The sequence below is a fragment of the Mesorhizobium sp. M0011 genome (assembly GCF_040324155.1).
GTDB lineage: Bacteria > Pseudomonadota > Alphaproteobacteria > Rhizobiales > Rhizobiaceae > Mesorhizobium.
The window spans coordinates 38,031-58,174 of the sequence record NZ_JAMYVQ010000008.1 but is presented as its reverse complement, the minus strand read 5'-3'; the positions used below and the strand labels follow the sequence as shown (position 1 = coordinate 58,174).

General features: G+C 62.5%; 18 protein-coding genes and 1 riboswitch. Of the genes, 10 read left to right on the top strand and 8 right to left on the bottom strand.

Going from position 1 to position 20,144, the window contains the following annotated elements; all coding sequences use genetic code 11:
* Nucleotides 1-85 precede the first annotated feature (85 nt).
* A complete protein-coding gene (locus NKK51_RS11630; RefSeq protein ID WP_352552927.1) occupies nt 86-2,098 on the bottom strand; it encodes an acetyl-CoA carboxylase biotin carboxylase subunit in 2,013 nt (670 codons plus the stop codon).
* A gap of 198 nt (nt 2,099-2,296) precedes the next feature.
* Between NKK51_RS11630 and NKK51_RS11625 the strand changes: the two genes are divergently transcribed.
* The 5 genes from NKK51_RS11625 to NKK51_RS11605 all read left to right on the top strand — a co-directional run bounded on the left by NKK51_RS11625 (nt 2,297) and on the right by NKK51_RS11605 (nt 6,444).
* Nucleotides 2,297-3,424, top strand: coding sequence for an S-(hydroxymethyl)glutathione dehydrogenase/class III alcohol dehydrogenase (locus tag NKK51_RS11625; RefSeq protein WP_127270241.1), 1,128 nt, complete (start codon nt 2,297-2,299; stop codon nt 3,422-3,424).
* A gap of 68 nt (nt 3,425-3,492) precedes the next feature.
* Nucleotides 3,493-3,963, top strand: a complete 471-nt coding sequence (locus NKK51_RS11620) for a YaiI/YqxD family protein (protein ID WP_352552925.1) — start codon at nt 3,493-3,495, stop codon at nt 3,961-3,963.
* Between the two features lie 31 nt (nt 3,964-3,994).
* Nucleotides 3,995-4,672: a DUF1345 domain-containing protein gene (locus NKK51_RS11615; RefSeq protein WP_352552923.1), complete on the top strand. Its 678-nt coding sequence runs from the start codon at nt 3,995-3,997 to the stop codon at nt 4,670-4,672.
* Between the two features lie 97 nt (nt 4,673-4,769).
* The gene (locus NKK51_RS11610; RefSeq protein ID WP_352552921.1) at nt 4,770-5,651 is read left to right on the top strand and encodes a cytochrome b/b6 domain-containing protein; all 882 of its coding nucleotides are present in this window, start codon (nt 4,770-4,772) and stop codon (nt 5,649-5,651) included.
* 1 nt (nt 5,652) lies between these two features.
* Nucleotides 5,653-6,444 (top strand): molybdopterin-binding protein, encoded by a 792-nt coding sequence (locus tag NKK51_RS11605; RefSeq protein WP_023810518.1) that lies wholly within the window; start codon nt 5,653-5,655, stop codon nt 6,442-6,444.
* A 31-nt stretch (nt 6,445-6,475) separates the two neighbouring features.
* Here NKK51_RS11605 and NKK51_RS11600 read toward each other — a convergent pair whose 3' ends face one another.
* Complete coding sequence (locus NKK51_RS11600; RefSeq protein ID WP_352552919.1) at nt 6,476-7,273, bottom strand: maleate cis-trans isomerase family protein; 798 nt, start codon at nt 7,271-7,273, stop codon at nt 6,476-6,478.
* A gap of 221 nt (nt 7,274-7,494) precedes the next feature.
* Between NKK51_RS11600 and NKK51_RS11595 the strand changes: the two genes are divergently transcribed.
* Both NKK51_RS11595 and NKK51_RS11590 read left to right on the top strand, forming a co-directional pair.
* Nucleotides 7,495-8,775: a D-amino acid dehydrogenase gene (locus tag NKK51_RS11595; RefSeq protein ID WP_352552918.1), complete on the top strand. Its 1,281-nt coding sequence runs from the start codon at nt 7,495-7,497 to the stop codon at nt 8,773-8,775.
* Between the two features lie 8 nt (nt 8,776-8,783).
* Nucleotides 8,784-9,512, top strand: a complete 729-nt coding sequence (locus NKK51_RS11590; RefSeq protein WP_023810515.1) for a GntR family transcriptional regulator — start codon at nt 8,784-8,786, stop codon at nt 9,510-9,512.
* Between the two features lie 39 nt (nt 9,513-9,551).
* Here the strand turns inward: NKK51_RS11590 and NKK51_RS11585 are convergent, their stop codons facing one another.
* A complete protein-coding gene (locus NKK51_RS11585) occupies nt 9,552-10,553 on the bottom strand; it encodes a hypothetical protein (protein ID WP_352552916.1) in 1,002 nt (333 codons plus the stop codon).
* A 243-nt stretch (nt 10,554-10,796) separates the two neighbouring features.
* A riboswitch (glycine riboswitch) is annotated at nt 10,797-10,883 on the top strand.
* A gap of 149 nt (nt 10,884-11,032) precedes the next feature.
* On the opposite strand from NKK51_RS11585, the gene gcvT reads away from it, so the two are divergent.
* The 3 genes from gcvT to gcvP are packed head-to-tail and all read left to right on the top strand — an operon-like array spanning nt 11,033 to nt 15,335.
* Entirely contained in the window at nt 11,033-12,133 is a 1,101-nt protein-coding gene (gcvT, locus tag NKK51_RS11580; protein ID WP_352552914.1) for a glycine cleavage system aminomethyltransferase GcvT, read from the top strand.
* Between the two features lie 5 nt (nt 12,134-12,138).
* Entirely contained in the window at nt 12,139-12,507 is a 369-nt protein-coding gene (gene gcvH, locus NKK51_RS11575; RefSeq protein ID WP_128303368.1) for a glycine cleavage system protein GcvH, read from the top strand.
* 17 nt (nt 12,508-12,524) lie between these two features.
* Nucleotides 12,525-15,335, top strand: a complete 2,811-nt coding sequence (gene gcvP / locus NKK51_RS11570; RefSeq protein ID WP_352552912.1) for an aminomethyl-transferring glycine dehydrogenase — start codon at nt 12,525-12,527, stop codon at nt 15,333-15,335.
* Here the strand turns inward: gcvP and NKK51_RS11565 are convergent, their stop codons facing one another.
* The 5 genes from NKK51_RS11565 to NKK51_RS11545 all read right to left on the bottom strand — a co-directional run bounded on the left by NKK51_RS11565 (nt 15,336) and on the right by NKK51_RS11545 (nt 20,140).
* The gene (locus NKK51_RS11565; protein WP_023810510.1) at nt 15,336-16,511 is read right to left on the bottom strand and encodes a GGDEF domain-containing protein; all 1,176 of its coding nucleotides are present in this window, start codon (nt 16,509-16,511) and stop codon (nt 15,336-15,338) included.
* 165 nt (nt 16,512-16,676) lie between these two features.
* Nucleotides 16,677-17,147 carry a hypothetical protein gene (locus tag NKK51_RS11560; RefSeq protein ID WP_023810509.1) on the bottom strand — a complete coding sequence of 157 codons (471 nt, stop codon included), beginning with the start codon at nt 17,145-17,147 and terminating at the stop codon, nt 16,677-16,679.
* A gap of 160 nt (nt 17,148-17,307) precedes the next feature.
* Nucleotides 17,308-18,132: a PA3715 family protein gene (locus NKK51_RS11555; protein WP_352552910.1), complete on the bottom strand. Its 825-nt coding sequence runs from the start codon at nt 18,130-18,132 to the stop codon at nt 17,308-17,310.
* 78 nt (nt 18,133-18,210) lie between these two features.
* Entirely contained in the window at nt 18,211-19,173 is a 963-nt protein-coding gene (locus tag NKK51_RS11550; protein ID WP_027036830.1) for a type II secretion system F family protein, read from the bottom strand.
* 1 nt (nt 19,174) lies between these two features.
* The gene (locus NKK51_RS11545) at nt 19,175-20,140 is read right to left on the bottom strand and encodes a type II secretion system F family protein (protein ID WP_352552908.1); all 966 of its coding nucleotides are present in this window, start codon (nt 20,138-20,140) and stop codon (nt 19,175-19,177) included.
* Between the last annotated feature and the right edge of the window lie 4 nt (nt 20,141-20,144).

The window sequence follows — 20,144 nt, the reverse complement described above, 5'->3', positions numbered from 1 at the left end:
GTCGATGGAGATGTATTGTCCGGGACCGCGCGATGCCAGTCCAGCACAAACCGCTGCTGATCACAGGCTGCCTGCCCGGTCAGCCTTACGCAAACTCCATGATCACCGCATCCACGGCCAAGCTGTCGCCTGGCTTGGCGTTGAGTTTGGAGACGACAAGGTCGCGTTCAGCACGCAGCACGTTTTCCATCTTCATCGCTTCGACCACCGCCAAGGTCTCGCCGGCCTTGACCTCCTGGCCTTCGGCAACGGCAATCGACACGACAAGGCCAGGCATCGGGCAAAGCAGCAGGTTCGACGTGTCCGGCGCCACCTTTTCGGGCATCAGCCTTTCCAGCTCGGCGGTGCGCGGCAGCATGGCGCGCGCGGTCACCGACATGCCTTTCCAGGCTATGCGAAAGCCGTTGGCAACCGGCCTGACCTGAGCCGTAACCTTGCGCTTGCCGACCGTGCCGCGCCAGATCAGATCGCCCGGCCGCCAGTCTGATGCAACGGTCAACGCCCTGCCGCCCTCGATCGACAGATCGATTTCCATCGGAATGGAAATCATGCCCTCGATGATCGACGCCGACAGATAGTCATCGCCGATCTTTACCACCCAGTCGCGCTTCAGAGCTCCCGAATGCGGCGCCAGCCGCCCGCCCAGCCGGTCGAGCCGGTCACGGCGCAGCAGTTCCACCGCGGTCGCGATCGACGCCAGCACGGCCTTCTCATCGTCGTTCGGTACGACCGGCGCGAAGCCGTCGGGATATTCCTCCGATATAAAAGCGGTCGATATCCGCCCTTCCCGCCAACGCGGATGCTGCATCAAGGCGGCCAGGAACGGAATGTTGTGCTCGATACCGTCGACGACGAAGCTGTCGAGCGCTTCCGACATGGCATCGATGGCCTCCAGACGCGTCGGCGCCCAGGTGCACAGCTTGGCGAGCATCGGATCGTAGAACCTCGAGATTTCGGAGCCTTCGGTGACGCCGGTGTCGTTGCGGATGACGACATCGCCGAATTGTCCTTCCTCAGGCGGCCGGTAGCGCGTCAGTCGGCCGATCGAAGGCAGGAAGTTGCGGTAAGGGTCTTCGGCATAGAGCCGGCTTTCCACCGCCCAGCCGTTCAGCTTGATGTCGCTTTGCTTCAGGCCAAGCTTTTCGCCGGCGGCGACGCGGATCATCTGCTCGACCAGATCGATGCCGGTGACGAGCTCCGTCACCGGATGCTCGACCTGCAATCGTGTATTCATTTCAAGGAAATAGAAGTTCTTGTCCTTGTCGACGATGAATTCGACCGTGCCGGCGCTCTGGTAATCGACAGCCCTGGCCAGCGCCACCGACTGCTCGCCCATGGCCTTGCGTGTCGCGGCGTCCAGGAAGGGCGACGGCGCCTCTTCGGCGACCTTCTGGTTGCGTCGCTGGATCGAGCATTCGCGCTCGCCGAGATAGAGCGCGTTGCCATGCGCGTCGGCCAGCACCTGGATTTCGATGTGGCGCGGATCGACGATGAATTTCTCGATGAAGACACGATCGTCTCCGAACGAACTCTTGGCTTCCGAGCGCGCGCGGTCGAAGCCGTCGCGCACTTCGGCCTCGCTCCAGGCGATGCGCATGCCCTTGCCGCCGCCGCCGGCCGAAGCCTTGATCATCACGGGATAGCCGATTTCGCCGGCTATCTTTTCGGCATGGTCGGCATTCTCGATAACGCCGAGCCAGCCGGGCACGGTGGAAACCTTGGCGGCGTTGGCGAACTTCTTCGATTCGATCTTGTCGCCCATCGCCTTGATGGCCTTGGGCTTTGGGCCGATGAAAATGATGCCTTCCGCTTCCAGCGCTTCGCAGAAAGCCGCCCGCTCGGACAGGAATCCGTAGCCGGGATGCACGGCCTGGGCTCCCGTTTCCTTGCAGGCGGCGATGATCTTTTCCGGGACGAGATAGCTCAGCGCGGCTGGCGAAGGCCCGATATGCACCGCCTCGTCGGCCATCTCGACATGCACGGCATCGCGATCGGCATCGGAATAGACGGCAACCGTGGCAATGCCCATCTTGCGCGCCGTCTTGATTACGCGGCAGGCAATTTCGCCGCGATTGGCGATCAGGATCTTGGTGAACATGCGAAATGTCATCCCTCGGGTCGGCCGTTCCTTTTATGGCCTGTGCTTGCAGGGTCAAGCCGACCATGCAATTCACTGCCTTTCAATCGACTTGCGATTCCAATTCATCGCTGTGGCCCAGTCGGGGAGCCAGCTGCCAGTTGATCGTGTCGGCAAAACCTGAAACCTTGGAAAAAAATCCGCATTGGAGGACGCCTGATGAAAACCCGCGCCGCTGTCGCTGTCGCCGCCGGAAAGCCGCTGGAGATCATGGAGGTCGATCTCGACGGCCCACGTGAGGGCGAGGTGCTGGTCGAGATCAAGGCGACCGGCATCTGCCACACCGACGAATTCACGCTGTCGGGCGCCGATCCCGAAGGCCTGTTTCCAGCCATCCTCGGCCATGAGGGCGCCGGCGTCGTCGTCGATATCGGCAAGGGCGTCACCTCGCTCAAGAAGGGCGACCACGTCATCCCGCTCTACACGCCCGAATGTCGCCAGTGCCATTCCTGCCTGTCGCGAAAGACCAATCTGTGCACGGCCATCCGCGCCACGCAGGGCCAGGGGCTGATGCCGGACGGTTCATCGCGCTTCTCGATCGGCAAGGACAAGATCTTTCACTATATGGGCTGCTCGACTTTCTCCAACTTCACCGTGCTGCCCGAGATCGCGCTGGCCAAGGTCAACCCCGACGCGCCCTTCGACAAGATCTGCTACATCGGCTGCGGCGTCACCACCGGCATCGGTGCTGTGATCAACACCGCCAAGGTCGAGATCGGCGCCACCGCGGTCGTCTTCGGTCTCGGCGGCATCGGCCTCAATGTCATCCAGGGCCTGAAACTTGCCGGCGCCGACATGATCATCGGCGTCGATTTGAACAACGACAAGAAGGAGTGGGGCGAGCGGTTCGGCATGACGCATTTCGTCAATCCGAAGGAGATCGACGGCGATGTCGTGCCCCACCTCGTCAACATGACCAAGCGTGGCGCCGACCAGATCGGCGGCGCCGACTACACATTCGACTGCACCGGCAGCACCAAGGTGATGCGCCAGGCGCTGGAAGCCTCGCATCGCGGCTGGGGCAAGTCGGTCGTCATCGGCGTCGCCGGCGCCGGACAGGAGATTTCGACACGGCCGTTCCAGCTGGTCACCGGACGCACCTGGATGGGCACCGCCTTCGGTGGCGCGCGCGGCCGCACCGACGTGCCCAAGATCGTCGACTGGTACATGGACGGCAAGATCCAGATCGACCCGATGATCACCCACACGCTGAAGCTCGAGGACATCAACAAGGGTTTCGATCTCATGCATGAGGGCAAATCGATAAGAAGCGTCGTGGTTTACTGAGGAAGATCACAGGCCGCCACCTAACCGGCCCGAGACCTCCGTGGTTTACAATGGGGGAGAAAAGAAACATGAGCGAACTCCCCGCCATTCTCGTCGATGCAGACGCCTGCCCGGTCAAGGCCGAGGTCGAAAAAGTGGCCGACCGGCATGGCGTCGTTGTCACCTACGTCTCCAATGGCGGCCTGCGGCCATCGCGCGATCCGATGGTCCGCAATGTCGTGGTCTCCAAGGGCGCTGATGCCGCCGACGACTGGATCGTCAACAATGCGCGCACCAACGACATTGTGATCACCGCGGACATTCCGCTGGCCGCCCGCGCGGTGGCACTCGGCGCCCATGTGCTTGGGCCAACGGGGCGCCCCTTCACTCCGGAAACGATCGGCATGGCGATGGCGATGCGTGACCTGAAGCAGCATCTGCGCGAGACCGGCGAAAGCAAGGGCTACAATGCCAGCTTCGCGCCACAAGACCGGTCGCGGTTTCTGGGCGAACTCGACCGCATCTTGCGGCGGGCGCTCAAATCCGCCACACCAGACTAGAAACCGAGCGCCATCCAAGGTTGGAGCCGACATGGCTGCCGAAACCCCGGTGAAGTCTCCCATTCAGCGCCACATGCTGTTCGCTGTGTCGGCCTGCGTTGGCGTTTTTGCGCTTCTCGTGGCGTTGCTGCTGCACGCCCCGCTTGCCTATTCGATCGGCGCCAACGCGTTCTTTGCCGCCTATGTCATTCTCGTCGTCGCCCAGATGCCGAAGTTCACCGGCAGGTATCTGAGCAGGAATGCGCGTGCCACGGACCAGCCGGTGCTGGTCATCTTCGCTGTGACGCTTGTCGTCGTCGGCGTTGCCGTTATCTCATTGTTCCTGCTGATCAATCAGAAGGACAGAAGCCATCCCGTCGAGCTCATCTTCGCGCTGCTGTCGATCCCGCTCGGCTGGTTCACAATCCATGCCATGGCAGCGCTCCATTATGCCCATGTCTACTGGATGGACGGCGATGCGGTGGATGCCGAGACCAGGAAGAAAATCCCGGTCGGCGGACTGCTGTTTCCGGGCGACAAACGGCCGGAGGGCTGGGATTTCCTGTACTTCTCGACGGTGATCGGCATGACCGCACAGACTGCCGATACCAACATCTCGACAACGCATATGCGTCGTGTCGTGCTTGTCCATTCCATCCTGTCGTTTTTCTTCAACACGGTCATCGTCGCCGCTGCCGTCAATCTCGCCGTCAGCCTGGGTGGTCCGTAATAAATCCGTGATCGGATGAAACATCGGTTTGGATCGCGACGTATCAGGAGGACAATGAACGCGCAGGCCATGCCGCGAGGCCGGGAGACGAAAGACGATGGAATCCGTTGCCAGAAGCCAATCCGCCGCCGATCCAGGCGCTTCTGCGTCGAACGACAAAACGCTGATCTACCGGCAGTCTCGCTGGACGCGGCTGACGCATTGGCTCTGGGCTATCTCTTTGTTCTTCATGCTGCTGTCAGGCCTGCAGATCTTCAATGCCCGTCCGCAGCTCTATATCGGCAAAGAATCGGGCTTTGACTACAACAACACCATCTTCGCCATCGGCGCTGAGAATTCCGACGCGGGTCCGCGCGGCTACACGGAAATCTTCGGCAAGCGCTTCGACACGACTGGCGTGCTCGGCTGGTCGGGTCCGGCCGGGCAGGAGACATCCCGCGCCTTTCCATCCTGGGCGACCATCCCGTCCTACTATGATCTCGGCACCGCGCGCGTCATCCATTTCTTCTTTGCCTGGATACTGACCACGACGTTGATCCTCTGGTTTGTCGCCAGCATCGTGAACGGCCATCTGCGGCGCGATCTCGCGCCACGCCTCGACGATTTGAAGCGATTGCCGCAAGACATCGTCGACCATGCCAAGCTCAAATTCCACCACACGCGCGAATACAACACGCTGCAGAAGATGGCCTATGGCGGCGTGCTGTTCGTGCTGTTGCCGCTGATGATCATCACCGGCCTGGCGATGTCGCCGAGCATGAATTCGGTGCTGCCGTTCCTCAACGATCTGCTCGGTGGCCGGCAGACGGCACGCACCATCCATTTCACCGTCATGGTGCTGCTGGTCGCCTTCTTCGTCGTCCATATCCTGATGATCCTGGCCGCCGGCCCGATCAACGAACTGCGCTCAATCATCACCGGCTGGTATCGCACCGATCCTCCCGCACAGGACGACAAACCCGTCGAGAGGAATGCCTGACATGGCAAAATTCCAGATCAGCCGCCGCAAATTCCTGACCGGTGCCAGCCTTGGCGTCTCCGGCATCATGCTGTCGGGCTGCGACGCCTTCGACAGTCAGCTAGGTGTTGGCAGCGGCCTGCGCAGTTTTCTCGAAAACGCCAATGACCTGACATACCGGGCACAGCGCCTGCTTGCCGGACGTGACGCGCTGGCGCCGGAATTCACGGAGGCCGACATACGCCAGCCGCAGCGGCCGAACGGTGTCACCGCTCCCGATGACGATGTTTACAAAGGCCTGCTCGCCAACAATTTCGCCGACTGGCGTCTGGAAGTGACGGGTCTCGTCGAAAAGCCGCTGTCGCTCAGCCGCGAGCAGCTTCAGAACATGCCGAGCCGCACCCAGATCACCCGCCATGACTGCGTCGAAGGCTGGAGCTGCATAGCCAAATGGACCGGCACCCCGCTGTCGCTGGTGCTGGACCAGGCGGTGGTCAAACCACAGGCGCGCTATGTCATGTTCCATTGCCTCGACACGATCGACCGCAGCCTGTCGGGCGACATCAAATATTACGGCAGCATCGACCTGATCGATGCCCGTCACCCGCAGACGATCCTCGCCTATGGCCTGAACGGCAAGCCGCTGCCGGTCGAGAACGGCGCGCCGCTGCGGGTTCGCGTCGAGCGCCAGCTCGGCTACAAGATGCCGAAATATCTCTACAAGATCGAGTTGGTCGATGGCTTCGCCACAGTCGGCGGCGGTCGCGGCGGCTATTGGGAAGACAATGGCTACGACTGGTACGGCGGGATCTGAGCTGCACACCGCAAATCCGGCTCTGAAGATGCTAGCCTAGCGAGCGGCGAAACAGTTCGCCCTTTTCGGCAATCTGCTCACCAATGCCGCCGAGCCGCAGCATGTGCCAGGCAAGGGCGTGATTGCTCGAGGTTACCGGTTTCCCCAGTTCCTTCTCGACGTCCTCGATGATGCGGGCAACGCGCATGCTCGTGCAGGAAACAAACACCGCCTCACAGTCGCTCGACGCGCCGATCTCCAAAATGGCCTGCTTGACCGATGCCGGCGTGATGCGTGCAACGACATTGTCGTCCGCCTCGTTGAAGGAGCCCATGACCGGAATATCCATCCCCTGCGCCATCAGCGATGCCCGCAGGGAATGATTGATTTTTGCCAAATAAGGGGTGAGCAACGCGATCCGCGAAACGCCCAGGGCCTTCAGCGCCGCCCGCGCCGCCGTCACCGGGTTGGTCACTTGCACGCCCGGCAGCACCTCGTGAACGCGTTCGGCGACCTTGTCCTCGCCGATAACCAGCGCTCCCGAAGTGCAGGCAAAGCCGATCACATCGAACTTGACGTCCGGCAAGAGCCCGACCGTTCCCGGGATGACGGCCGACATCTTCATCAGGTTTTCAGGCGTGATCTCGACATCGCTGTAGAGCCGCGCCTCGTACAGCGCGATGTCGCGCGCGGGCAGCGCATAGCGGAATTCATCCTCGATGGTCTGGTCGGTCCGAAGGACGAGCAGGCCGAGATTGGCGCGGGTGCCGATGCCGTTGTCGGTCGTGAAGGGAATGTGTTCCTTGTCGAGGACAAGCGTGTCGTCGGCGCGGCTAAGCGGGGCGTCCATGGCGCAGTCCCCCTCCTGATGCCAATCAGAATTGTCGACAATAGAAACGACAACTTTGCCAAACGTGTCAAGAGCTCCGTTCGAATTTTGGCAACCGAGAAATGCCGGGGTTTCGCCCTGTCTGAACGGTGAATCGATCGTCGACCCACGCGCCGTTGACAATGACCAGCGTCTTCCTATTGAATTGTCGACAATAGAAACGACAACCATTCGGGACAGCGATGCGCGTATTGATCTTGGGCGGCGGCGTTGTCGGGATCACCACGGCCTATCAGTTGCAGAAGGACGGCCACACGGTCACCGTTCTCGAGCAGGCATCACAGGTGGCCGAAGGGGCAAGCTGGGCAAATGCCGGCATGATCGCGCCCGGCCATTCCTTCGTCTGGTCATCGCCGGCCGCGCCAAAAACCCTGCTGAAGTCACTGTTCCTGAAAGACCAGGCGCTTCGTTTCAAGCTCTCCACCGACCCGCATCTCTACAGCTGGTCGCTGCGCTTCCTCATGCAATGCACGGCCGCCAAAGCACGTCGCAACACTCTGCTCAAACATCGGCTTGCGGTCCATTCCCAATCGGTCCTGCAGGCGGTCGTCAGGGAAGAGGCGATCCCGTACGACAGGACGTCGGACGGCATTCTTTATTTCCACCGCAGCCATCAGGCGCTCGACAAGGGCGTCGCCAACATGCGCCTGCTGGAAGCCGACGGCCAGGAGATCCGCATCGTAGACGCGCAGGAAATCGTTGACCGCGAGCCGGCGCTGGCTTCGTCGCGCGACAACATTGCCGGCGGCGTATTGTGTCCGACCGACGAAACCGGCGACGCCGCCAAGTTCACGCGCGCGCTGGCGGCCATCGTCGAAAATAGGGGCGGCAAGATCCTGACAGGGACCAGGATCGTGGGGATCGAACGCAGAAAGGAAACGATCACCAAGGTCGTCACCGACAAGGGAGAGTTTCTGGCCGACACCTACGTTCTGAGTCTCGGCGCCGAGAGCCCCGTCCTCGCCCGCAAGATCGGCCTTGGTCTGCCGATCTACCCGGTCAAGGGATATTCCCTGACCATTCCCATCGTCGATCGGGCGCTGGCTCCAAAACTCCCTGTCATCGATGAGCACAACCTCGTCGCCATCACGCCGATGGGCGATCGCATCCGCGTGACCGCCACCGCGGAATTCGCAGGCTATGATCGCAGCCACAAGCCTTCGGATTTCGCCTTCATGAAGCGCGTCACGCAGGACCTGTTCCCGCGCGGCATCGCCTATGATCGCGCCGAGATGCGGGCCTGCCTGAGGCCCATGACGCCCGACAACCTGCCGATCCTCGGCCTGCGCAACATCAAAAATCTCTGGCTGAACACCGGCCACGGTCATATCGGGTGGACCATGGCACATGGATCGGCCCGCATCGTCGCCGATCTGATCGCCGGCCGGGCGGCACCAATCGCCCTCGATGACATCCTTCCCACACGGGCGCGGTTCGCCGAACCAAGCGCCGCAAAGGCTTGACCGACGCCATGCTCCGACCCACCAGGCAAACCAACCAGGGCAACAGCGCGGCCCTGCCATCCAAGCCGATCAAGACCGGCCCGCGTGTCTATGAAGAAATCCGTCGCATGGCGATGGACTATCGCTTCAAGCCGAACGAGCGCATCAACGAAGTGGCGCTTGCCGCTAGGCTGAATGTCAGCCGCAGCCCGATCCGGGAGGCGCTCCAGCGGTTGGTCACAGAAGAACTCATCACTTTCCAGACCAATCGCGGCTTCTTTTGCCGGGGCTTCGATGTAGACGAGATCGTCAATCTTTCCGACGTGCGGGCGGTGCTCGAGGAGCGCTCCGTCAGGCTGGCGATCCAGCGCGCGACAGATGAGGAGCTTGCCGCGCTCGTCGACTGGTGGACGCTCACCATGGCGCGCGCCGACTCATTTTCCAGCGCCGAACTGACCGCCAGGGACGAGGAATTTCACATCCGCATCGCCAGGCTGTCAGGTAATCCCGAACTGGCGCGCATGCTCGAAGGCATCAACACGCGCATCCATTTCGTTCGCACGATCGAAGTGGAGAAGCACCGGCGATTGTCGACGACCTACACCGAACACAGCGAAATCGCCCGAGCCATGGTAGCCCGCGATGCCGACAGGGCCGCAAGGCTCATGCACGACCACATCGCCATCAGCGTCGCCGATGCCATGTCGACCGTCAGGGAAGGCTTGGCAAGGATATACATCGACGTCGACCAGATCTAATCGGGCAACCGCGGCTTTGACCGAGGCAACCCCTACCGCTCAGGCAACCTTGTCGAGCAGCGGCCTCAGCGCCGGATGGATTTCCGGTGAGGCGTGCTTGATCAGGGTCAACAGCGCGCGTTCGTTCTCGTAAAGAGGCCTGTCGACGCCGATATGTTCGATCAGCCAGCCGGCTTCGCCGGCATCGATCGTCTCGGCGCGGCGGGCCAGGGCCTCGGCCGCCCTGTTCCTGGCTTCCCACTCGGCCTCGATGTCGCCTGGAGACCGATAGGCTTCCATGATGCCGGCAAGGCCGCCAGAGATCATGCGGCTGAAGAAGCCGCCGATTTCCGGATCGGCATGTTCGAGGAAGGCATCGCGGCGCAGCGCCACATCGCGCGTCGGTGCTTCGTAGCCGGCCGAGCACATGACGAAATTGGCGATCGCCTTGACGAACAGCTCGTTCCAGGACGGATCGTTGTGCCCTTGAGCAGTGCACTCGTTGATCTTGAACAGCACCTCGGCCTCGGCGCGCGTGATGGCGATGTTGCCGTCGCCGCCATGGGCACGGAGGATCCGGCGCACCAGCTCGACCTCCGCCTGTGCGATGAGGCCGGGAGCCAGCGCGCCGCCGAGCATCAGCGGCCCCTTGCCGTCAATGACGGCATGCGCCACCTGCTCCAGCGCATAGACGCAAAGCTGGCTCGGCGACGATTTCGCCTGTTCCAGCACGTGCACCAGCAATTCGAGCTCGGTCCGGCTGTCGACCATACCATCGCGCGAGATCGTGCGGATCAGCCAGTCGGCATTGTCTTGCGAGATATAGCCCGACGGCTTTTCCTGGTGGACGATATAGTCGGTAACCGCCTCGACGAAGAAGGGCGGCCATTCCTGGCATTTGTCCTTCGCCGTTGCATCGAGCGCGAACAGCGCCTCGGCCTCGCCGCGCGTCACGACGCCATCGCCGAACACTTCATGGCGCAACATCGCCACGTCCTCCGCGGCGATGCGGCTTTTCGAGGTCAGCCCGGCCACCGGCGCGCTCATGATCAATTCGCCCATTGTCGTCCCCGTCCGCCGTCGCCAAGCGCCGGCCCCAAGCGTCATACAAGCCAACATATCAGCAGTGTCTTGAAAAACCGGCAAACGGCGTGGTTAGCGAAGACTTGTCGGCCAACGCATGTCGCCCAAAAACGTGCCGCGGTTTTGAAGAATGGCATGCACGCGCTTTAGATGTCGCTGACAGGTGACAAGCCGTCGCGCGCGAGCTATGGATGGCGCGTCGAGGACTCAGGGTCTGAGTCCTACCTGTTTGCGGGAGAGAACAGCGAGAGCTGTCGCCGAAGGGGAAATCGCCCGAAATCTCTCAGGCAAAAGAACCGTAGACGGGAAAGACACTCTGGAAAGTCGGGGCTTGCCCCCGCGCCGAAGGTGTAAGCGCCGCTGACAGAGCTCCGGCTGCGCGAGTCTCTCAGGCTTCAGACAGAGGGGCACGGACTGGTCGCCATTCGCGGCCGATTGCGTGCGACTCTGGAGACGACATGACGGGCGACGATACAAGACACCTACCCCTCGAAGACATCCATGTGGCCGCCGGTGCGCGTTTTGGCGCTTTTGCCGGCTGGTCGATGCCGCTGACCTATCCGGCGGGCGTCATGAAGGAACATCTTCACACCCGCGAACAGGCCGGCCTGTTCGACATCTCGCATATGAAGCTGTTCGAAGTCAGCGGGCCGGAGGCGGTTGCGCTGCTCAACCGCGCTTGCCCCTTGGATGCAGGCGCATTCCAAATCTCACAGTCCAAACTGTCCTTTTTCCTCAACGAGGCAGGCGGCATTCTGGACGACCTGATCGTCACCAGACTTGGCGATAGCAGGTTCATGGTGGTCGCCAACGCAGGCAACGCCGTCGCCGACGAAAAGCATTTGCGTGCACTTGCCGCGGATTTCGACGCCAGGGTCGAGCCGCTCGACCGCGTCTTCCTGGCCATCCAGGGTCCTGAAGCCTGGGCCGCCCTTTCGCGCGCCGGCATCGAGACCGGCTCGCTGCTGTTCATGCATGGTGTCGAACCGCGCAAGAACTGGTTCATGAGCCGGTCGGGCTATACCGGCGAGGACGGTTTCGAGATCGGCCTGTCGGAAGCCGATGCGCGCGACCTCGTCGCGAAGCTGCTCGGCGATGAACGCGTGCTGTGGATCGGCCTGGCCGCCCGCGACAGTCTGCGGCTGGAGGCCGGGCTCTGCCTGCATGGCCAGGACATCACGCCGGAGACCGACCCGGCCAGCGCTGCCTTGATGTGGGCTATTCCGAAAGACATCCGCGCTTCCGGCACTTTCATCGGCGCCGATGCGCTCCGCGCCGCCGTGGAACGAGGACCCGCGCAAAAGCGCGTCGGGCTGAAGCCGGAAGGCCGCCAGCCGGTGCGCGCCGGCGCCGCGCTCTTTGACGCCGACGGCACGCCCGCCGGCCATGTCACATCAGGCGGCTTTGGCCCGTCAGCCGGCCATCCGGTCGCCATGGGCTATGTCACGGCGCCACTGGCCAAACAGGGAATACGGGTTTTCGCCGATGTTCGCGGCACGAAAATCCCAGTCGATATCAGCTCCCTGCCCTTCACACCGCATCGCTACCGCAAAGGATGATCTCAATGGCAACGACCTATTTCACATCAGATCACGAATGGCTCCGCGTCGAGGGCGGCATCGCCACTGTCGGCATCACCGACTATGCGCAGGAGCAGCTCGGCGACCTCGTCTTCGTCGAACTGCCGGAGACCGGAAAGAAATTGACCAAGGGCGACACCGCCGTCGTGGTCGAATCCGTCAAGGCGGCTTCCGATGTCTACGCGCCGGTCGATGGCGAGATCACCGAAGCCAACAGCACGCTGTCGTCGGACCCGTCACTGGTCAACTCGGCGGCAACCGGCGCCGGCTGGCTGTGGAAGATGAAGCTTGCCGACGAAAGCCAGCTCGCGGGCCTCATGGATGAGGCCGCCTACAAAGCCCATATCGGCTGATATCAGGACGGATTGACATGACCGCAGCACTCACTCCCTTCTCGGCCCGCCACATCGGCCCGAGCGTCAACGATGTCAGAGCCATGCTTGCCGTGATCGGCGTTCCGTCCATCGAGACGCTGATCAGCCAGGCCGTGCCGCAGTCGATCCGCCTCGACTTGCCGCTGACCCTGCCCGCACCGGCCAGCGAAGCGGAAGCGCTGGCCGAATTGTCGGCGACCATGGCCAAGAATACGGTGCTGAAGAGCTTTATCGGTGCCGGCTATCACGGCGTGCATGTGCCGCCGGTCATCCAGCGCAACTTGTTCGAGAACCCGGCCTGGTACACGGCCTACACGCCCTATCAGGCCGAGATCAGCCAGGGCCGGCTGGAGATGCTGTTCAACTTCCAGACGCTGGTCACGGAATTGACCGGTCTGCCGGTGGCGTCGGCCTCGCTGCTGGATGAAGCAACCGCGGTCGCCGAAGCCATAGGCATCGCCTTGCGCCACCACCGCGACAAGCGCACCAAGATCGCACTTGCCGGCACGCCACACCCGCAGACACTGGACGTCGTGCGTACCCGCGCCGAGCCGCTCGGCATCGAGATCGACGGCGAGACGATCGACGACAACACCGCTGCTTTGCTCGTCTCCTGGCCGGATACGTTTGGCGTCTATGGCGACCACAAGGCGGCGATCGACAAGGCGCGTGCGACCGGCGCCATCGTCGTCTTCATTGCCGATCCGCTCGGCCTGGCGCTGACCGATGCGCCGGTCAAGCTTGGCGCCGACATTGCCGTCGGCCCGATGCAGCGTTTTGGCGTGCCGATGGGCTTTGGCGGGCCGCACGCCGCCTATTGCGCCGTCTCCGACAAGTTGACGCGGCTGATGCCTGGCCGCCTGGTCGGCCAATCCACCGATAGCAAAGGCCGGCCCGGCTACCGGCTTGCCTTACAGACACGCGAACAGCATATCCGCCGCGACAAGGCGACCTCCAACATCTGCACCGCACAGGCGCTGCTTGCCAACATGGCGACGGCTTATGCGATCTGGCACGGCCCCGCCGGGCTGCAGGCGATTGCCGGGCGCATCCACACGCTGGCCAATCGTCTGGCAAGCGGCCTCGAAGCGGCAGGCGTGTCGGTGATCGGCGCCAGCCGTTTCGACACGGTGACGGTGGAGACCAAGGGCAAGGCGGCGCAGATCGCCACTGCGGCTGAAAAGACCGGCCGGCTGCTGCGCGTCATCGATGCCGACCATGTCGGCATCAGCTTCGATGAGACCTCGACCGATGCCGATCTCGATGCGATCGCCGCCCTGTTCGGCGCCAAGGCCTCTCCGTCGGCCGACAGCACCGTACCTGGCAAGCCGCGCGGCAAGGAGTTCCTGACCCAGCCTGTGTTCCATGAGAACAAGTCGGAAACCGACATGATGCGCTTGCTGCGCCGGCTGGCCGACAAGGATCTGGCGCTCGACCGCAGCATGATCCCGCTGGGATCCTGCACCATGAAGCTCAACGCGGCGGCGGAAATGATGCCGGTAAGCTGGCCTGAAATCGCCAATTTGCATCCCTTCGCGCCGGCAAGCCATTCGGCCGGCTATCGCGCCATGATCGGCGAACTGGAAGGATGGCTGTCGGAGATCACCGGCTTCGACGCCGTCAGCCTGCAGCCCAATGCCGGCAGCCAGGGCGAGTATGCCGGCCTGCTTGCAATCCGCGCCTATCATCGCTCACGCGGCGAAGGTCATCGCACCGTCTGCCTGATCCCCTCCTCCGCTCATGGCACCAATCCGGCAAGTGCTGCGATGGCCGGGATGAGCGTTGTCGTTGTGCGCTGCCTGGAGGACGGCAATATCGACATGGACGACATGAGAGCCAAGGCCAACGAGCATTCCAAGAATCTCGCGGCACTGATGTTCACCTACCCCTCGACGCATGGCGTCTACGAGGAAGGTGCACGCCACCTCTGCGCCCTTATCCACGAGCATGGCGGCCAGGTCTATTTCGATGGCGCCAATCTCAACGCGCTGGTCGCCTTGGCGCGGCCCGCCGATATCGGCGCCGATGTCTGTCATATGAACCTGCACAAGACCTTCTGCATTCCGCATGGCGGCGGTGGCCCGGGCATCGGCCCGATCGGCGTAAAGGCGCATCTGCAGCCCTATCTGCCGGGACATGTCACCGAAGGTTCGGCGCACGCCGTGTCGGCCGCACCATTCGGCAGTGCCTCGATCCTGCCGATCACCTGGATGTATATCCGCATGATGGGCGCCGCCGGACTGAAGCAGGCGACGGAGACCGCCATCATCTCGGCCAACTACGTGGCGACACGGCTCGCGCCGCATTTCCCGCTTCTCTACAAGGGCAGGCACGATCGCATCGCGCATGAATGCATCCTCGACACCCGCGTGCTCAAGGACAGCGCCGGCATCAGTGTCGACGATGTCGCCAAACGGCTGATCGACTACGGCTTCCACGCGCCGACCATGTCCTTCCCGGTCGCCGGCACGCTGATGGTGGAGCCGACCGAATCCGAGCCCAAGCGGGAACTCGACCGCTTCTGCGAGGCGATGATCGCCATCGCAGGCGAGGCAGCGAAAGTCGCCAGGGGCGAATGGCCTTTGGCCGACAATCCGCTGGTCAACGCGCCGCACACCGCCGCCGAGGTGCTGGCCGGCCAGTGGACGCATCCCTACTCGCGCCTGGAGGCGGCCTATCCCGCCGGCGACGCCGACACGGCAGCCAAATACTGGCCACCGGTGTCACGCATCGACAATGTCGCCGGCGACCGCAACCTGGTCTGCTCCTGCCCGCCACTGTCGGACTATCTGGGTGCGGCGGAATAATTACGCGGAGCGCAAGGCCGGCTTGATAGGTTCGGCCTTGCCTGTCCTTTTACGGCTGATGACGCAGTTTCGCCCGGCGCGCTTGGCGGCATAGAGCGCCGCATCGGCCTCGGTCAGCACCTCATCGAGGCTGCTGCCGCTTGCCTCGCCAAAGCCGATGCCGCCGCTGACCGTGCTGCGCAACTTGCCGAGTTGGGTGGCGACGATCTCGGTGCCGAAGGCCACACAGATCTTGCTGGCGAGATCATGGGCCTTCTCTTCCGTCATTCGCGACATGACGACGGCGAATTCCTCGCCGCCCAGGCGAAAAGCGTCGACGCCGGTCCTGGCATATTTCTTGATGACCGCGGCGAAGCGGCACAAGACCTGGTCCCCGACCGGATGGCCATAGACATCGTTCGTCCGCTTGAAGTGGTCGAGGTCGAACATGACGACGGACATGAACGGACCGAAACTCCGCTCGCCGTAGAGCGACGTCAACGCCCGCCGGTTCATCAACCCCGTCAGCGGGTCGGTCATGGTCTCGGCCTTCAGCTCGATCTGCGCCTGCAGATGGTGGAGGGAGAGCGTCAATGCGCCGAGCCCGGTCATGCAAGCCACCGCCACGACGGAATTCAGTCGTTCGGCCCAGTTGTCGGGCGCGACCGCGAGCGTCCATTGCCCCTTGGTCAGCAGAACCACGCCACAAAGCGCAAACGACACAGCGCAGGTGCCGCTCAGAAACGAAACCACCAGCAGGATCCGGCGATCGTGACTGCCATTGATCCAAAACATGGCGCCGATCGCCGACAGAAGCACCGTCACCGTGGCGTAGGTGACGATGAAGCCGACACCGTCAAGCCCCAGGAAGGTCACTGCCGCACAGACAGCCATGGCGGCAAGCGCCGGTGCAACGGCGCGTCTGTGGCCGGGCACGCCCAGATATTGCATGGCCGACACGCAGAGGATCAGGAACCCCAGGCTGAGCAGCGCAAGCACGATCTGACAGAGCAGCGGATCGGGATCCTTGGTGTATCGCCAGAACAGGATCACATGCGCGACGAGCACCAGAATGCCGCACGCCACCGTCAGCACGAAGCCTGCCTTGGGCGCGGTGAACCAGATCGCAAACATGGTGACGCTGAGGCAGATGCCCGACAGCGCAGCTGCGAGCAGGAGCGAACTGAAGTCCAGCATATCGGGCAAGGGCCTCTCGAGCGTCGGCGGTTGCGCTGCACTCTAAGGTCAGCGGCAGCCCTCAGATATGGGTTTTCAGCCGATCTATCGATGCAACCTACGGATAGGGTTTACAAAACGTTCGATGCCATGTGTCCCGAAACCGGACCCTTGGACGACGCGAGGTCAACCCTTGTTCAAGAGAGCGAGGTTGGCGTTGACGACGGTGGGATCGGCCATGCCGGCCTTCGCTTCGAGCAGCAGCGCCTTGGCCTTCTTGCGATTGCCGCGCAGCAGTTGCGAATAACCCATATTGTTGACGATCTGCGGCTTGCGGCCGGCGACTTTCAAAAGCTGGCCGTAGGCACGGTCGGCGAAGTCGAAGCGGCCGAGTTCATCATAGGAAGCAGCGAGCCCCATCCAGGCCTCCGCATTGTCGGCCTTCAACTCGACGGCCTTGCGGAAGTGCTTTTCGGCGAGGCCGTAATTGGCGTCGCGAAACTGCGCCTTGCCTTGCGCCAGATCGGAGGTGTCGATGTCCTTTGCCGCCGGTTGGATGGCGGTGGTCTTGGTGGTGTCGACGCCGCCCGTTGTACAGCCAGACATCATCAAGACGGCCGAAATCGCGGCCATTGCCGTGAAGTTACTGTGACGCATGCCCCTGCCTCATCGCCCGATTTGCCGGGTCGTTCTTCAGGAAACACATTATATCAGCGACGCTTAAACTTTGGTGCCGAAACGTCACCAAAATTTGGTTTCGGGCACACCAGCCATTAACCACCAGGCCACGCTGCTTCAGTCGCAGCCAGCGGCGTCCTCACGGCTCCAGGGCTTTGAGCCCCGCAGGAGCCGTATACCGGCTGCCATCATAGCGCAGCCGGTAGGTTTGGCTCACGGACTTGCCGGGATGGGACTGGCACTCGCCATCCTTGTCGGGCAACGGATTGTCAGTATCCATTTGCTCGACCACCGTTATGTCGTGGTAGCCATGATGTTTGGCCGGGCTCATCGCCAGGCTAACCCGACTAGTATGAAAGTATCCGGCGCAATTGGTATCGCCCTCGCCGCCATTGCCGCCCACGACCAGGCCATCGAGCACCATCCTCAGGGAATCGCCATCGACGGCATAGAGCCGCAGGTCGGTTTCACTGAAGGGATTAGGTAGCGAATTGTTCGCCATTTCGATGCGCAGGCCAAAGGCAGTAACATCGGGCGCCAGCGCATAGCGGCCGGTATCAAGTTCGACCTTGCGGATGGCGATGGCATCATCATTCATCAGCCCGGGCTGGAGCAAGCGCTGGCGCACCTGCCGGCTCTTCCTGTCGACAATCAAAAGCTCGATATCGCCGGCATGCGCGTAGTCGCTGGGTTGGGACCCCTCCATCAGCGGCACTGCGACCAACAGCAGGTCGTCATGGGCGGGCCAGATCTTGCAAACCAGCCCCGGCGGATCGCCATACGCGAATGTCAGGGCGATGCTGGTGTGGGGTTCGAGCGTGAACGAGGTGCCGTCGGCGTTCTTTCGAGCTTTGGGATAGGCCTGCTGCACCAAGGCGGCGGCATCGCCGCAATCGTCGGCCACGGCCCAGGCGAGCGACAGGCTGGCCGCGGCAAGGCCGAGCAAGAGAGTGCGCAGCAGCATGGACTTCTCACCTGCAAAGCCGGGTTCGGTCAGAACAATGGTTGTCAGCCCCTTGCTAGGGCTTTTGTGAAGCGCTCGCTAGTGCGCCGTCATTTTGACGATGACTGGAATGGCCGCGATCATCAGCACCACCGGCAGGATGCACACAACAACCGGCACCGACATCTTGGCCGGCAAAGCGTGCGCCTTTTCCTCGGCCAACGACATACGCTTATGGCGCATGTCGTCGGAAAAGACACGCAGCGCCCCCGACAGGCTGGTGCCGAGTTCCTTGGACTGCTGCAGCAATGTGGCGAAGGAACGCACCTCGTCCAGGCTGAGGCGGTCGGCGAGCGCCTTCAGCGCATCGTCAAGGCTGCGCCCGGCCCTCAGCTCCAGCGACACCAGCTGCAGGTTCTGGCTGAGCGCGGGATAGGTCTTGGCGAGTTCTTTGGAGACGCGCTCTATGCCCGCCTCCATGCTCATGCCGGCATCCGAGCAGACAATCATCAGGTCCATGAAATCGGGAAAGCCGTTGCGGTACTCACGCCTGCGTTCCCGCACTTTCTGGCTCAGCACCAGGCCGGGCAGGAAATAGCCGGCCGCTCCCGACAGGATGACGAAGGTCCAGCGGCTGGCCATCGTCGCGTCCGGGCTGGCCATCCAGCGGTTGAGCACAAACACACCGATTGCCGTGCCGATCATCGCGGTGAACCGGATCAGGAAAAACGTGCCGACAGCGCGCGGCTCCATGTAGCCCGCCTGGATAAGCTTCATGCGCAGCCGGGCGACATTTTCCGGATCGCTCCTGGCGTAGAATTCCTGCGCCCGCTTCACCGCCTTCTCGCGCACGACGCCGGTATTCTTCTTTTGCACCAGCTCCGGTTTGGCGGCCACGGGACCGTTGTCGACCCTGAGCCGGCGCATGACCTCGTTGCGATCGCCCTTCGCCGTGACAACAGGCCAGGCAACAGCGGCAGCACCCACCGCCAGCAGCAGGATGGCCACCGGCATCAACGAGGTCGGCGCAAGCGAGGCGAGGAATTCGATGAAGTCCTGCATGTCAGAACTTGAAATTCGACATTTTGAACATCATCAGGTTGCCCAGCATCAGCCAAGTGATCGACCCGCCAAGCAGATACCAGGTCTTTGGCTCGCCCCAGACGTCGCTGTAGAACCCCGGCATCAGTGCCATGATGGCGGCAAACAGCAACGCCGGCACCGCCGTCAGTATGTAGGCCGACATCCGGCCTTCTGTCGCAATGGCGCGCACCTTGCGGCGCAGCTTGCCGCGCTCGCGGATCGTCGTCGCCAAGCCATCGAGTATCTCGCGCAGATTGCCGCCCGAACTGGTCTGGATCGAGACGGCGGTGACGAACAGCGGCAGGTCTTCCTGGCCGACCCGGTCGAACAGCGAGTTCAACGCCGAAACCAGATCGGAGCCATAGGTCACTTCGTCGGCGATGACGCCGAACTCGCTGCCGATCGGGTCGGGCATCTCGCGCGCCACCATGGCGATCGCCACCGGCACAGGGTGGCCGGCCTTCAGGCCACGCGTGATCAGTTCAAGCGCCTCCGGCAATTGCATGCCGAACCGCTTCAGCCGGCGCTTGCGCTTGAAACGCAAAGTCAGCACCGGCAATAGCGGCATGAGCACCACAAACAGGACGAACCCCATCAGCAGCGGCAAGCCGTACCAGATGGCGACCAAGGCCATCGCCATCGCCACGCCGCAGGTGATCGTCAGGAATTTCGACAGCGGCATGATCATACCCGACTGGGTTCGCAGAGCCCGAAACCGGTCCGCCGAAAACAGCGGCGTGCCCGCGTCAAGTCCGCGCTCCTTGCGCAGTTGGACGAGCACCTGCTCCTGGCTGATCTTGTTTTCCTGCAGCTTCATGCGCCGATTGATGGCGGTGCGCTTGTCGCTCCGGCCGGCATAAAGCAGATAGCAGGCCTCGGCGATCAGAATGCCGGTCAGCGCGGCCGCGGCATAGACGACATAGATCGCGCTCATTCCATCGAACACTTGG

What these genes read in the sequence shown, in the direction of transcription:
- NKK51_RS11610 (WP_352552921.1), top strand. Translation starts at nt 4,770, where the DNA reads ATGGAATCCGTTGCCAGAAGCCAATCCGCCGCCGATCCAGGCGCTTCT.
- NKK51_RS11585 (WP_352552916.1), bottom strand. Translation starts at nt 10,553, where the DNA reads ATGGGCGAATTGATCATGAGCGCGCCGGTGGCCGGGCTGACCTCGAAA.
- NKK51_RS11620 (WP_352552925.1), top strand. Translation starts at nt 3,493, where the DNA reads ATGAGCGAACTCCCCGCCATTCTCGTCGATGCAGACGCCTGCCCGGTC.
- NKK51_RS11600 (WP_352552919.1), bottom strand. Translation starts at nt 7,273, where the DNA reads ATGGACGCCCCGCTTAGCCGCGCCGACGACACGCTTGTCCTCGACAAG.
- gcvP (WP_352552912.1), top strand. Translation starts at nt 12,525, where the DNA reads ATGACCGCAGCACTCACTCCCTTCTCGGCCCGCCACATCGGCCCGAGC.
- NKK51_RS11595 (WP_352552918.1), top strand. Translation starts at nt 7,495, where the DNA reads ATGCGCGTATTGATCTTGGGCGGCGGCGTTGTCGGGATCACCACGGCC.
- NKK51_RS11560 (WP_023810509.1), bottom strand. Translation starts at nt 17,147, where the DNA reads ATGCGTCACAGTAACTTCACGGCAATGGCCGCGATTTCGGCCGTCTTG.
- NKK51_RS11555 (WP_352552910.1), bottom strand. Translation starts at nt 18,132, where the DNA reads ATGCTGCTGCGCACTCTCTTGCTCGGCCTTGCCGCGGCCAGCCTGTCG.
- gcvH (WP_128303368.1), top strand. Translation starts at nt 12,139, where the DNA reads ATGGCAACGACCTATTTCACATCAGATCACGAATGGCTCCGCGTCGAG.
- NKK51_RS11590 (WP_023810515.1), top strand. Translation starts at nt 8,784, where the DNA reads ATGCTCCGACCCACCAGGCAAACCAACCAGGGCAACAGCGCGGCCCTG.
- NKK51_RS11565 (WP_023810510.1), bottom strand. Translation starts at nt 16,511, where the DNA reads ATGCTGGACTTCAGTTCGCTCCTGCTCGCAGCTGCGCTGTCGGGCATC.
- gcvT (WP_352552914.1), top strand. Translation starts at nt 11,033, where the DNA reads ATGACGGGCGACGATACAAGACACCTACCCCTCGAAGACATCCATGTG.
- NKK51_RS11605 (WP_023810518.1), top strand. Translation starts at nt 5,653, where the DNA reads ATGGCAAAATTCCAGATCAGCCGCCGCAAATTCCTGACCGGTGCCAGC.
- NKK51_RS11615 (WP_352552923.1), top strand. Translation starts at nt 3,995, where the DNA reads ATGGCTGCCGAAACCCCGGTGAAGTCTCCCATTCAGCGCCACATGCTG.
- NKK51_RS11630 (WP_352552927.1), bottom strand. Translation starts at nt 2,098, where the DNA reads ATGTTCACCAAGATCCTGATCGCCAATCGCGGCGAAATTGCCTGCCGC.
- NKK51_RS11625 (WP_127270241.1), top strand. Translation starts at nt 2,297, where the DNA reads ATGAAAACCCGCGCCGCTGTCGCTGTCGCCGCCGGAAAGCCGCTGGAG.
- NKK51_RS11550 (WP_027036830.1), bottom strand. Translation starts at nt 19,173, where the DNA reads ATGCAGGACTTCATCGAATTCCTCGCCTCGCTTGCGCCGACCTCGTTG.